The 12,109-nt window shown below is 71.4% G+C and carries 12 protein-coding genes; 8 read left to right on the forward strand and 4 right to left on the reverse strand.

Going from position 1 to position 12,109, the window contains the following annotated elements; all coding sequences use genetic code 11:
• The first annotated feature begins 46 nt into the window (after positions 1-46).
• From ACBI99_RS44445 to ACBI99_RS44460, 4 genes are all read left to right on the forward strand, one after another.
• The gene (locus tag ACBI99_RS44445) at positions 47-1,030 is read left to right on the forward strand and encodes a TerC family protein (protein WP_219509906.1); all 984 of its coding nucleotides are present in this window, start codon (positions 47-49) and stop codon (positions 1,028-1,030) included.
• A 111-nt stretch (positions 1,031-1,141) separates the two neighbouring features.
• Complete coding sequence (locus tag ACBI99_RS44450) at positions 1,142-1,783, forward strand: phosphatidylserine decarboxylase (protein ID WP_219509907.1); 642 nt, start codon at positions 1,142-1,144, stop codon at positions 1,781-1,783.
• Positions 1,770-2,591, forward strand: a complete 822-nt coding sequence (pssA, locus tag ACBI99_RS44455) for a CDP-diacylglycerol--serine O-phosphatidyltransferase (protein ID WP_219509908.1) — start codon at positions 1,770-1,772, stop codon at positions 2,589-2,591. Before ACBI99_RS44450 ends, pssA begins: the two co-directional genes overlap by 14 nt.
• A gap of 64 nt (positions 2,592-2,655) precedes the next feature.
• A complete protein-coding gene (locus tag ACBI99_RS44460; protein ID WP_219509909.1) occupies positions 2,656-2,919 on the forward strand; it encodes a hypothetical protein in 264 nt (87 codons plus the stop codon).
• 14 nt (positions 2,920-2,933) lie between these two features.
• On the opposite strand, the gene ACBI99_RS44465 is transcribed toward ACBI99_RS44460, so the two are convergent.
• Together ACBI99_RS44465 and ACBI99_RS44470 are read right to left on the reverse strand one after the other, a co-directional pair.
• Positions 2,934-3,590, reverse strand: a complete 657-nt coding sequence (locus ACBI99_RS44465; RefSeq protein WP_219509910.1) for an MBL fold metallo-hydrolase — start codon at positions 3,588-3,590, stop codon at positions 2,934-2,936.
• A complete protein-coding gene (locus ACBI99_RS44470) occupies positions 3,587-4,363 on the reverse strand; it encodes a maleylpyruvate isomerase family mycothiol-dependent enzyme (RefSeq protein ID WP_219509911.1) in 777 nt (258 codons plus the stop codon). The genes ACBI99_RS44465 and ACBI99_RS44470 overlap by 4 nt, the downstream gene beginning before the upstream one ends.
• A 234-nt stretch (positions 4,364-4,597) precedes the next feature.
• Between ACBI99_RS44470 and uvrA the strand changes: the two genes are divergently transcribed.
• Positions 4,598-7,438 (forward strand): excinuclease ABC subunit UvrA, encoded by a 2,841-nt coding sequence (uvrA, locus tag ACBI99_RS44475; RefSeq protein ID WP_219509912.1) that lies wholly within the window; start codon positions 4,598-4,600, stop codon positions 7,436-7,438.
• 77 nt (positions 7,439-7,515) lie between these two features.
• Positions 7,516-8,736, forward strand: coding sequence for a CdaR family transcriptional regulator (locus ACBI99_RS44480; protein WP_219509914.1), 1,221 nt, complete (start codon positions 7,516-7,518; stop codon positions 8,734-8,736).
• A gap of 69 nt (positions 8,737-8,805) precedes the next feature.
• Here the strand turns inward: ACBI99_RS44480 and ACBI99_RS44485 are convergent, their stop codons facing one another.
• On the reverse strand, positions 8,806-9,669 hold the full coding sequence (locus tag ACBI99_RS44485; RefSeq protein ID WP_375075268.1) for an SGNH/GDSL hydrolase family protein: 864 nt from the start codon (positions 9,667-9,669) through the stop codon (positions 8,806-8,808).
• A gap of 63 nt (positions 9,670-9,732) precedes the next feature.
• A complete protein-coding gene (locus ACBI99_RS44490; protein ID WP_375075269.1) occupies positions 9,733-10,878 on the reverse strand; it encodes an alkaline phosphatase PhoX in 1,146 nt (381 codons plus the stop codon).
• 211 nt (positions 10,879-11,089) lie between these two features.
• Between ACBI99_RS44490 and ACBI99_RS44495 the strand changes: the two genes are divergently transcribed.
• Together ACBI99_RS44495 and ACBI99_RS44500 are read left to right on the forward strand one after the other, a co-directional pair.
• Positions 11,090-11,494, forward strand: coding sequence for a Rieske (2Fe-2S) protein (locus ACBI99_RS44495; RefSeq protein WP_246646025.1), 405 nt, complete (start codon positions 11,090-11,092; stop codon positions 11,492-11,494).
• 106 nt (positions 11,495-11,600) lie between these two features.
• A complete protein-coding gene (locus ACBI99_RS44500) occupies positions 11,601-12,074 on the forward strand; it encodes a Rieske (2Fe-2S) protein (RefSeq protein WP_357586642.1) in 474 nt (157 codons plus the stop codon).
• Positions 12,075-12,109 lie beyond the last annotated feature (35 nt).

Here is a 12,109-nt window from a genome sequence, read left to right on the forward strand (position 1 = left end):
GGAGAGACCTCCGGCGTTCTGACGTGTATGCCGGAGGTAATACAACGTGAGCGAACCATTGTGGGCCTGGATCGTCGTGATCGGCGGGCTCCTGCTCGTCCTGGCCGTCGACCTGTGGATCGTCGACCGCGGTGAAGCCCGCGAGTTCTCGATGCGCCAGGCGGGATTCTGGGTCACCTTCTACATCACGCTGGCCGTGATCTTCGGGGTGATCCTCTGGGTGACGACGGGGCCGGAGAAGGCGGGCGAGTTCTTCGCCGGCTACATCACCGAATACAGCCTCAGCGTCGACAACCTGTTCGTCTTCTTCATCATCATGAGCCGGTTCGCCGTGCCGAAGGCGTACCAGCACAAGGTGCTGCTCGTCGGCATCCTGCTCGCCCTGGTCATGCGGGGCATCTTCATCGCGCTCGGCGCCGCGGCGCTGGAGCGGTTCGGCTGGTTGTTCTACGTCTTCGGCGCGTTCCTCGTCTACACCGCGATCAACATCGTCCGCCAGCACGTCAAGGGCGAAGAGGAGCAGGTCCCCGAGAACGTCCTGCTCCGCTGGGTGCGGCGGGCCTTCCCCACCACGGACGGCTACGTCGGGTCCAAGGTCACCGTCAAGATCGACGGCAAGCGCATGGTCACTCCGATGCTGATCGTCATGATCGCCATCGGCAGCACCGACCTGCTGTTCGCTCTCGACTCGATTCCGGCGATCTTCGGGCTCACCACGGACCCGTTCATCGTCTTCACCGCCAACGCCTTTGCCCTGATGGGACTGCGTCAGCTCTACTTCCTGCTCGGTGGGCTGCTGCAGCGCCTGGTCTACCTCAGTTATGGTTTGGCGTTCATTCTGGGCTTCATCGGGGTTAAGCTGATTTTGGAGGCTCTGCACCACAGCGGGTTCTCCTGGGCCCCGGCGATCCCGATCTGGGTTTCGCTGTCGGTCATCGGCGCCACGATGGTCATCACCACCGTGGCGAGCCTGGTCAAGGCCCGCAGGGACACCCGCAAGAGCGAGGAAACCCACTCGGAGCAGGTCTAGAAAAACGGCTTTCGAGGCGCTTTGCTGGTGTAGTTGCGTCGTGTCATAGTTGTGCGTTCTGTAGCATCACGGCAAAGCGCTTCCGTTCCAGTCACCATCCAAAGGTTGTACGTGTCAGTCGATTCTGCCAAGCCGGGCCGTGTCAGGCTCGCACGCGGGGTCTCCCCGTGGCTCCTCCCGACGGCGGCCGCGGCGGCCGCCACCGCGTTCCTGACGCGACGGGACCGTCGCTGGGCGCTCGCGGCCGTGCCGCTGGGCGCCCTCACCGGTGGGATGCTCTGGTTCTTCCGCGACCCCGACCGCAGGCCGGGCGAGGGGCGGATCCTGTCACCGGCCGATGGGGTCGTCCAGAGCGTCGACCCGTGGCCGGACGGCCGCACCCGGGTCGCGATCTTCATGAGCCCGCTGAACGTCCACGTCAATCGGGCGCCACTTGCGGGAAATGTCACCTCCGTGCAGCATGTGCCAGGTGGGTTCCTGCCGGCTTTCAACAAGGACAGCGACCAGAACGAGCGCGTGGTGTGGCATTTCGAGACCACGCTCGGCGACATCGAGATGGTGCAGATCGCGGGCGCGGTCGCGCGCCGGATCGTGCCGTACCTGACCGCTGGGGCGAAGGTCGCGCAGGGCGAGCGGATCGGGCTCATCAGGCTCGGATCCAGGGTCGACATCTACCTTCCCGAAGGGATCTCACCCGCGGTGTCCGTGGGCGAGAAGACGGTTGCGGGGGTGACCAGAATTGACCACAGCTGACGCCGGCGGCTGGCCGGCCGAAGAGGAAGAACCTCGCGGCCCGGTCGGCAAGGCGTTCCGCCTGTCCGCCGCTGACTCTCTGTCCCTGGGCAACGCGCTGTGCGGCTTCCTGGCCGTGTGCGTGCTGGCCGCCTCGGCCATCGAGGCGCTGCGCACCGACGGCAGCTTCACCCCGGCGCCCAGCTACTTCGCGACGGCCGTGGTGCTGCTGCTCATCGGCGCCACCTGCGACCTGTTCGACGGGCTCGTCGCGCGGCGCTTCCGCGCCTCCGCGATGGGCGCCGAGCTCGACAACCTGGCCGACGTCATCAGCTTCGGCTTCGCGCCCGCGTTCATGGTCGTGATCTGGGGCGGGTTCACCCACCAGGTGCCGTTCTTCGCCGTGGTGGGCGCCGCCGCGGCCGTGCTCGTCGCCGGTGTCGTACGGCTGGCGCGGTTCGCCTGCGTCAAGACCAAGAGCGGCGACTTCATGGGGCTGCCGATCCCCATGGGCGCGATGACCGTGATCTCGATCGTGCTGCTGTTCGAGCCGGGGATCTGGTCGCTGCTGGCCGTGCTGGGCGTGGCCTGGCTCATGGTCAGCCGGATCGAGTACCCCAAGCCCAAGGGGCAGCTCGCCGCCGTGGTCCTCGGATGGATCATGGTGAACGTCGCGTTCCTCACCTTCTGGGTCGCCTGGCCCGAGGGCGGTGACCTGCCGATCAAGATCGGCGCCACCATGCAGATCGCGCTCGTCGCGGCCATCCCGCTGCGGATGCTCTTCTACAAGCGCGAACTGCGCCGTGAGGCCTCCCGCATCGGGCAGTGACCATTCGAGCAAGCGGCGCCGGAAGAAGCGGGACTTCTCCGGCGCCTTCGGCTTTGATGGAGCCATGCCGGTCGAGCACACGCGCACGTACTTCCTCGGCAAGCTCGCCGCCGAGCTGGAGCGGCGCGGGCTGACCGCCACGCTGAGAGCCGACCCGCCCGTGCTGCGGGTCAGCGATCCCGGCACCGCGCTGCTGGCCGAGACCGTCGACTGCGTGCCGCTCCAGGACGGATGGTTCTATCGCTGGTCGTGGGGCGAGCTGGTCGGGCAGGCCGACCAGCCGGGGCCGGCGGCCGAGCGCATCGTGCGCGTCCTGGCCCGCCGCTGACCCCCTTCCGCCGGCTACCAGCCCCGGGCCTTCCACTCGGGTAGGGACGGGCGCTCGGCGCCCAGGGTCGTGTCCTTGCCGTGGCCCGGGTAGACCCACGTGTCGTCGGGCAGCCGGTCGAAGACGCGCTCCACCACGTCGGTGTAGAGCTGCTCGAAGCGCTCGGGGTCCTTCCACGTGTTGCCCACGCCGCCGGGGAACAGCGAGTCGCCGGTAAACAGGTGCTTGTTGCCCTCGCCGCCGTCGTACAGCAGGGCGATCGAACCCGGGGTGTGGCCGCGCAGGTGGATCGCCTCCAGGGTGACGACGCCGACGGCGATGCGGTCGCCGTGCTCGACCAGGCGGTCGGCCGGGACCGGCAGGCCGGGCGCGTCCAGCGGATGGGCCAGCACCTTGGCGCCCGTCACCTTGCGCACCTGCTCCAGCGCCTGCCAGTGGTCGCCGTGCTGGTGGGTGGTGACGATCGCGCTGATCGGCTGGTCGGCGATCAGGGCCAGCAGCCGGTCCGGCTCGGCCGCCGCGTCGATGAGCAGGCCGTCGCCCGTCTCGGTGCAGCGCAGCAGGTAGGCGTTGTTCTCGTACGGGCCGACGGCGAGCTTGCAGATCGTCAGATCGGGCAGCTCCCGCACGTCGGCGGGGCCGCCTACCTGGACGTCGCCGGTGTAGGTCATGGGTAGTCCTTCGGGGGCGTCGCGGGCAGGTCAGCGGGCGCGGTCGTGGTCAGCCACGGCGGTGGCGGCGGGCACGGCCGTCCCTCGGGCACCACTTTAACTCCCTCACCTGCCGAGCGGCCGGTCAGCCAGGCCAGCACGTCGGCCGGCGCGCCCTCCACCACGGGCCCGTCGCCGAGCCCCTCCCACCCGGCGGCGACCGGGCCGTTCGCGGGGGTGACGAACCGCACCGCGCTCACCGTGCTGCGGTCGTGCGGCCAGGTGCGCAGGCAGTCGTGCAGCTCGCGGCGGACGAACGTCTCGGGCCAGTCGGCCGGGCCGTAGCCGGCGCCCAGGTCGGCATGGTGCAGCCCCACCTCACGGAGGCGGCGTACCAGGACGTACCAGGCGGGGTGGTGCGGCGGGCGCAGGCCGCCGACCGGGGTGGCCCAGGCGGGCTCGGGGACGGCGTCGGCGGCGGCGTCCAGGCGGCCGGCGCTCTCGCGCAGGTCGGCGAGCTGCTCGGCGGCGGGCCGGTGGCAGCCGGCCTCGATGCCCGCCTCGCGCGCCCGCGCGTCCGGGTACTGCGGCGTCGAGACGCCGGTCCGCGCCCAGGTGAGGAGGTTGACGAGGCTGTCGGCGTTCCTGGCGAGGTGCGTGAGGACGTGGCCGCGCGACCAGCCGGGCAGCCGGGAGGCGGAGGCGACGTCGGCGTCGGACAGGGAGGCGGCCGTGGCGAGCAGCCCGGACGTCGCCTCGGTCAGCTCGGCACGCAAGCTCTGAAGGACGGTCATAAGGGGATATTTCATCATCTGGAGGCCGGGTGCCGGCGGCGGACGGGCATAAAGCCGCAGGTCGCGGCGTTGATATGGCGTTGACAGGGAAAGGCCTCCTGCCCGGGTGGGCGCAGGCCGTAACCTGGGAGGGACGGATTTTCGCCAGGGCGGTATGCGGCCCTGCCGAAATTGTCGGAGCCCCCGTCTACCATCCCCCGTGGACCTATCCGCCTTTTCGACATCGGGATCGCCGTGGCTGACCGCCTGATCGTGCGTGGCGCACGTGAACACAACCTCAAGGACGTCTCGCTCGACCTGCCGCGAGACGCGATGATCGTCTTCACCGGCCTGTCCGGCTCCGGAAAGTCGAGCCTGGCCTTCGACACGATCTTCGCCGAGGGGCAGCGGCGTTACGTCGAGTCCCTGTCGGCCTACGCCCGGCAGTTCCTCGGGCAGATGGACAAGCCCGACGTCGACTTCATCGAGGGCCTGTCGCCCGCGGTGTCGATCGACCAGAAGGCCACCAGCAAGAACCCGCGCTCCACGGTCGGCACGATCACCGAGGTCTACGACTACCTGCGGCTGCTGTGGGCGCGCATCGGCAAGCCGCACTGCCCGGTGTGCGAGCGCCCGATCGCCAGGCAGACGCCGGAGCAGATCGTCGACCGGGTGATGGACCTGGAGGAGGGCACCCGCTTCCAGGTGCTGGCCCCGGTCATCAGGGGCCGCAAGGGCGAATACGCCGAGCTGTTCCGCGAGCTGCAGACCAAGGGCTTCGCCCGTGCCCGGGTCGACGGCACCGTCGTGCGGCTGGAGGAGCCGCCGGTGCTGAAGAAGTACGAGAAGCACGACATCGAGGTCATCGTCGACCGGCTCTCGGTCAAGGAGTCGTCGCGGCGCAGGCTCAACGACTCGGTCGAGACGGCGCTGCAGCTGTCCGGCGGCACGATCACGCTGGAGTTCGTCGACCTGCCCGAGGACGACCCGGGCCGCGAGCGCTTCTACTCCGAGCACCTCTACTGCCCCTACGACGACCTGTCGTTCGAGGAGCTGGAGCCGCGCTCGTTCTCCTTCAACTCGCCCTTCGGCGCCTGTCCGGAGTGCACCGGTCTCGGCACCAAGATGGAGGTCGACCCCGACCTCGTCGTGCCCGACCCCGAGCGCACGCTGCGCGACGGCGCGCTGCACCCCTGGTCCGGCGGCCACACCAGCGAATACTTCGTCCGGCTCGTCGAGGCGCTCGGCCACACCATGGGCTTCACTCTCGACACGCCGTGGGACAAGCTCCCGAAGAAGGCGCAGAAGTCGCTGCTGTTCGGCCACGACGAGCAGGTCCACGTCCGCTACGCCAACCGCTACGGCCGCCAGCGCTCCTACTACACCACCTACGAGGGCGTCATCCCGTGGGTGCAGCGCCGTCACGCCGAGGCGGAGAGCGACTCGACGCGCGAGCGCTTCGAGGGCTACATGCGCGAGATCCCCTGCCCGGCGTGCAAGGGGGCCAGGCTCAAGCCGGTCACGCTGGCCGTCACGGTCGCGGGCAAGTCGATCGCCGAGGTCGCGTCCATGTCGATCGGCGAGTGCGCCAAGTTCCTGGCCGCGCTCAAGCTGTCCGACCGCGACATGCACATCGCCGAGCGGGTGGTCAAGGAGATCAACGCGCGGATGGGCTTCCTGCTCGACGTCGGCCTCGACTACCTGAGCATGGACCGCGCCGCCGCCACCCTGGCGGGCGGCGAGGCGCAGCGCATCCGGCTGGCCACGCAGATCGGCTCCGGCCTCGTCGGCGTCCTGTACGTGCTCGACGAGCCGTCCATCGGGCTGCACCAGCGCGACAACATGCGGCTGCTCGACACCCTGATCCGGCTGCGCGACATGGGCAACACGCTCATCGTGGTCGAGCACGACGAGGACACCATCGCCGCCGCCGACTGGGTGGTCGACATCGGCCCGGGCGCGGGCGAGCACGGCGGCCAGGTCGTCGTCTCCGGCACCGTCCAGGACCTGCTCAACAGCGAGGAGTCGCTGACCGGGCAGTATCTGTCGGGCCGCCGGAGCATCCACGTGCCCGCCAAGCGCCGCAAGCGCGACAAGAAGCGGCAGATCACCGTCAAGGGCGCCCGCGAGCACAACCTCAAGGGCGTCGACATCGACTTCCCGCTCGGGCTGTTCACCGCCGTGACCGGCGTGTCCGGGTCCGGCAAGTCGACGCTGGTCAACGACATCCTCTACAACGCGCTGGCCAAGGAGCTCAACGGCGCCCGCACGGTGCCGGGCCGCCACTCCCGGGTCAACGGCATGGACCAGGTCGACAAGGTCGTGCACGTCGACCAGTCGCCGATCGGGCGCACCCCGCGCTCCAACCCGGCCACCTACACCGGCGTGTTCGACCACGTGCGCAAGCTGTTCGCGGCCACGACCGAGGCCAAGGTGCGCGGCTACCAGCCGGGCCGCTTCAGCTTCAACGTCAAGGGCGGGCGCTGCGAGGCGTGCGCGGGCGACGGCACCATCAAGATCGAGATGAACTTCCTGCCCGACGTGTACGTCCCGTGCGAGGTCTGCCACGGCGCCCGCTACAACCGGGAGACGCTGGAGGTCCACTACAAGGGCAAGACGATCTCCGAGGTGCTCGACATGCCGATCGAGGAGGCGCTCGCCTTCTTCGACGCGATCCCGGCGATCAAGCGCCACCTGCAGACCCTCAACGACGTGGGCCTCGGCTACGTGCGGCTCGGCCAGCCGGCCACGACGCTGTCCGGCGGCGAGGCGCAGCGCGTCAAGCTGGCCTCCGAGCTGCAGCGCAGGCAGACGGGCCGGACGGTCTACGTCCTGGACGAGCCGACGACCGGGCTGCACTTCGAGGACATCCGGCGGCTGCTGGGCGTGCTGGGGAGGCTCGTCGACGGCGGCAACACGGTCATCGTCATCGAGCACAACCTCGACGTCATCAAGACCGCCGACTGGATCATCGACATGGGCCCGGAGGGCGGCTCCCGCGGCGGCACGCTGGTCGCGGCCGGCACGCCGGAGGAGGTGGCCCAGGTGGACGAGAGTCACACCGGCCGCTTCCTGCGCAAGCTCCTGGGGTCCTGACGACGCGGGAACGCGGATGCGATAGCGCCACGGTTGGGTGCCTTGTTTACCGACGGGGGATTTGACAGGGTCTGACCGTGGCGGATCATGCGCTCCGGGCGCTCACGCTGGGCGGGTGCCCGGTGCACGAGCTCCTGGAGCGTCAGGCGGTGCGGCTGGCCAGGGAGCTGGTCGCCGCGTTCGCCGAGGAGATCCCGCTCTACCGGCGGCTGCCCCGCGAGGAGCTCGACGGCGACATCACCGGCATCACCGTGCACAATCTGCGCATGATCTGCGGGATGTTCCGGGAGCGGCGCCCGCCGACCCGCGCCGAGCTGGCGCCGCTGCGGGCGTCGGCGGCGCGGCGGGCGCAGGAGGGGGTGCCGCTGGACGCGCTGCTGTCGGCCTACCACCTGGGGGTGACCCGGGTGTGGGAGCACCTGTTCGCGCTCGCCGGGCCCGGCGACCTGGACGACGTGCTGGCCGCCAACCGCCTCATCCTCTCCTACACGGGCACCGTCACGTCCGCCGTGTGCGGCGCGTACCTGGGGGAGCGGGAGGCGATGCTCAGCCAGGAGCAGCACGCCATGCACGCCACCGTCTCGGCGCTGCTGGCGGGCGACCGGGCGGCGCTGGCCGGGGTGCGGCTGGCGCCCGGCTACCTGGTGGTGGCCACGGCGCTGGGCGCGCACCCCGACGAGGCCGGCGACCGGGTGAGCCGCGCCATCGCCGGGCGGCGCAAGCTGCACCGGGTCCGCACGGCCGTCCAGCGGCACGCCGCCGAGCAGGTGCTGTCGGCGCTCGACGCCACCGGCGGGCTGGTGCTCGTGCCGCTCGCCGAGGAGCCGGCCTGGTGCGAGGTCGGCGAGATGGTCGCGGAGGCCGCGCGGGCCGCCGGGGCGCCGGTGTGGGCGGCGGCGGAGTGGGCCGAGCCGGCGGGCGTGCCCGAGGCGGCCAAGCTGGCCGAGGAGGTGCTGGAGGTCGCGCGCGGGGCCGGGCTGCCGCCGGGGGCGCACCGGCTGGCCGACGTGCTGCTGGAGTATCAGCTGACCCGGCCCAGCGCCGCCGTGGCCGGGCTCGCCGGGCTGCTCGACCCGCTGGGCGCCCATCCCGACCTGCTGCGGACGCTGACCGCGTACCTGGACACGGGGCTGGACCGGCGGCGGACCGCCGAGTTGCTGCACGTCCACCCGAACACCGTCGACTACCGGCTGCGCCGGGCGGTGAGCCTGACGGGGCTCGACCCGATGGACCCGGCCCAGCTCCAGCGGATCGGGGCCGCGCTGACGGCCCGGCGGCAGCTCGGCCGCCGGGCCTGAGGAGCGCGCCCGGTCCGGGAGGGTGCCGGTCCCGGGCGCGTGCCCGGCCTGAGAGCGGGGCGGGCGGGGTCAGCGGGCCGCGGCGGTGACGGCGCCGGTGACGATGGTGGCGAAGTTGCGCATGCCCAGCGCGTTCGGGTGGAACGGCGCGGCGGGCGAGGCCGGGATGTACGGCTCGATCCAGCGCACCCCGGGGGAGGCGCACGGGTCGTGGCCGGCGCTGGGCGTCTGCAGGTCGATGAAGCCGATCCCGGCGGCGGCGGCCTGTTCGGCGAGCATCCGGTTGAAGTACATCAGGGTCGCCCGGATGTAGTTGGCGTCCTGCCGGATGATCGGGACGCGCGGGTAGCAGCCGTCCGGCCGGGCGTAGGTGGCGTAGCCGACCAGGAAGATCCGCGCCTGCGGCGAGCGGGCCCGGATGTCGCCGGCCAGCGTGACGAGCGTCGGGCGCAGCGCCTCGGTCTTGACCCGCCAGGTGTCCTGGCCGTTCTCGTCGGTGTAGTCGTTGTAGCAGGCGTCGCCGACGGGCGGCGGCAGCAGGTTGAGGCAGTCCTCGATGAAGCCGGTCAGGCCGACGTCGTTGGCGCCGATGTGCACGGTGACCAGCGTGGTGTCCGGGCGCAGCGCGTCGAGCTGGGGCGGCACCGAGCCCAGCTCGGTCTCCTGCGGCTGGTACATGTGCCGCGTCTTGGCCCCCGAGCACGTGACGTCGCGGAAGGACGCCGCGCCGAGCGCCCGCGCGGTCAGGTGCGGGTAGTTCCGGTCGGAACGCAGGCAGCCCAGGTCGGGCAGCACCTGGTCGGGCACGAGCGGCCCGGCGGCGGCCGAGTCGCCCAGCGCGACGTAGGACTCGCCCTGCTGGGCGTGGGCGGGAGGAGCCAGGCCGGCCAGCAGCAGGGCGGCGGCGAGCGCGACCGTCGTTCGTCGGAGCATGCGGGCATCCTTCGGTGGGGGGTGGGGGTCCGCCGCGGGGTGACGGCGGCCGGGCAAGAGGGATCAGTGACGGAACGGGCCCGTCACCTCGTAGGTGATGCCGCCGGTGCCGGCGCGCTCGCCGCTGGTGCCGCGCTGCGAGGAGAAGTAGAGGCGGGTGCCGTCCGGGGAGAACGCGGGCCCGGTGATCTCCGAGCCGCCGTGGCCGTCGAGCCGCAGCACCGGCGCCACCACGCCGTCGGGCGTGATGATGTTGATCTCCATGTTGCCGCCGTCCTCGGCCACGTACAGGTCGCCGGTGGGCGCGCCGGTGATGTTGTCGACGCCGTCGAGCGTGCCGCCGCCGTCGTAGACCCAGCTCAGGCTCTGCCGCACGGCGTCGTACGCCCACACCCTGCGGTCGCCCTTGGCCGTGAAGTAGCAGATCCCGGCCGCGTAGTGGCAGCCCTCGCCGCCGTCGAAGTGCCGGGCGGCGCTCACCTGGTGGCGCGTCTGCCGCTCCAGCACGCCGGGCGCCGGGTCGGGCACCGGACGCCACTCCACCGGGCCGCCGGACGCGTCGCCGCACAGCACCTCCAGCCGCCCGCTGGACAGGTCGCCCCACGTGTCCGGGACGAACCGGTAGAAGCAGCCGTCGGACTCGTCCTCGGTCAGGTAGACGACCCGCCGGTCCGGGTCGCAGGTCGCCGCCTCGTGCTTGAACCGGCCCATCGCGGGCCGCGACCGTGCCGCGCGCTCACCGTACGGGTCGGTCTCGTACACGCGGCCCCGGAAGATCTCCTCGCAGGACAGCCACGTGTTCCACGGCGTACGGCCGCCCGCGCAGTTGACGTTGGTGCCGTCGAGGATGCGGTAGGCGCGCTCGACCGAGCCGTCCGGGCGGAACCGGATCGCGGTCGCGCCGCCGACCAGCGGCACCTCCGAGTTGGACACGTAGATCCAGCCCGTCCCCGCGGCGAAGCAGGCGCCGCCGTCGGGCGCCGGGTGCCACAGCGTGCCGCCGATCGGGTGGCCCGTCCTGGCCACCACCCGGCTGGTGAACCCGGCGGGCAGCGCGACGCCGTTCGCGTCCGGCGGGCCGAGCGGGCCGTACGGGCTCGCGCCCGCGGCGACCGCCGACGTGCTCGCCGCCTCGTGCCAGAGGGCGCCCGAGAAGGCGACGGCGCCCAGCCCGGCGGAGACGGTGCGGAGGAACGTGCGACGCTGCATGGCGACTCCCGTGCGTGCGTGAGGGCGTTCGCAGCACACGATGATCCGTCGGCGGCATCCTGTGAATTGGACGGCGCGGCAAAGTCGGCGGGCCGCCGCTGTGACCCGTCACAAAGCCCGCACCCGCACCCGCTTACCGGACCGGACATCACCGCCCCTAGGGTGAACCGTGACCTGCAGGGGGTCATCGATCATGGAGGGGGGCTCCGCCATGCCTGGAGTCGGCCGGCGTGAGGCGCTGGGAGCTGCCGGGGTGATGGCGTGCGGGGTGGCGCTCGGCGCGTGCGGCACCGGTGACGCCAAGACACGCCAGACGCCCGGGGTCAAGGGCCACGTCATCGCCAAGGTCGCCGACGTGCCCGTGGGCGGCGGCAAGGTCATCGGCAAGTGGAAGATCGTGGTGACGCAGCCGTCGGAGGGCGTCTTCAAGGCGTACAGCGCGAGCTGCCCGCACCGCGGATGCGCGGTCGGCTCGCCCGAGGACAACGTGATGCGGTGCCCGTGCCACGGCAGCGAGTTCGCCGCCGACACCGGCGCGGTGCTGAGCGGTCCGGCGCAGGGGCCGCTGACGCCCTACGCGGTCAAGATCGAGGGCGACGCCATCGTGGTGGTGTGAACGGGTAATTGTGCGTGGTTCCCGGGATCGGGGCGCGGGAGGCTGAACCGGCTCACGGCCGCCGGCCGTACCTGCGAGTGAGACCCGAAACCTGGAAGGACGCACCATGACCGATACGACGCGCCGGGCGGTGGTGTTCGGAGCCGGAGGCGCCGGGCTGGCCGCGGTCCTGACCGCCTGCGCCGCCTACGGGCAGCCCACCGGGGAGGCGGCCGTCGACGCCGCCGTCGACGCGGCCGAGGAGCCGCCCGCCGAGGAGTCGCAGGCCGCGCCCAAGAAGAAGAAAGAGCCGAAGGCGGCGCTGGCCGAGACCGCCGACATCCCCGCCGGCGAGGGCGTGATCTTCGACAAGCAGAAGGTCGTCGTCACCCAGCCGGTCGAGGGCGAGTTCAAGGCGTTCACGGCGACGTGCACCCACGCGGGCTGCACGGTCGCCGAGGTCGTCGGCGGGACGATCAACTGCCCGTGCCACGGCAGCAAGTTCAGGATCGAGGACGGTTCCGTGGCGGAGGGCCCGGCCACCGAGCCGCTCGCCGAGAAGAAGATCACCGTGTCCGGTGGCAAGATCAGGCTGGGCTAAGGGGTTCTTCATCGAATTCTCACCTGGATGCGGTT

The organism is Nonomuraea sp. ATR24, from assembly GCF_041950485.1.
Taxonomy (GTDB): Bacteria; Actinomycetota; Actinomycetes; order Streptosporangiales; family Streptosporangiaceae; genus Nonomuraea; species Nonomuraea ceibae.

What these genes read in the sequence shown, in the direction of transcription:
- ACBI99_RS44460 (WP_219509909.1), top strand. Translation starts at nt 2,656, where the DNA reads ATGCCGGTCGAGCACACGCGCACGTACTTCCTCGGCAAGCTCGCCGCC.
- ACBI99_RS44465 (WP_219509910.1), bottom strand. Translation starts at nt 3,590, where the DNA reads ATGACCTACACCGGCGACGTCCAGGTAGGCGGCCCCGCCGACGTGCGG.
- ACBI99_RS44470 (WP_219509911.1), bottom strand. Translation starts at nt 4,363, where the DNA reads ATGACCGTCCTTCAGAGCTTGCGTGCCGAGCTGACCGAGGCGACGTCC.
- ACBI99_RS44485 (WP_375075268.1), bottom strand. Translation starts at nt 9,669, where the DNA reads ATGCTCCGACGAACGACGGTCGCGCTCGCCGCCGCCCTGCTGCTGGCC.
- ACBI99_RS44490 (WP_375075269.1), bottom strand. Translation starts at nt 10,878, where the DNA reads ATGCAGCGTCGCACGTTCCTCCGCACCGTCTCCGCCGGGCTGGGCGCC.
- ACBI99_RS44495 (WP_246646025.1), top strand. Translation starts at nt 11,090, where the DNA reads ATGCCTGGAGTCGGCCGGCGTGAGGCGCTGGGAGCTGCCGGGGTGATG.
- ACBI99_RS44500 (WP_357586642.1), top strand. Translation starts at nt 11,601, where the DNA reads ATGACCGATACGACGCGCCGGGCGGTGGTGTTCGGAGCCGGAGGCGCC.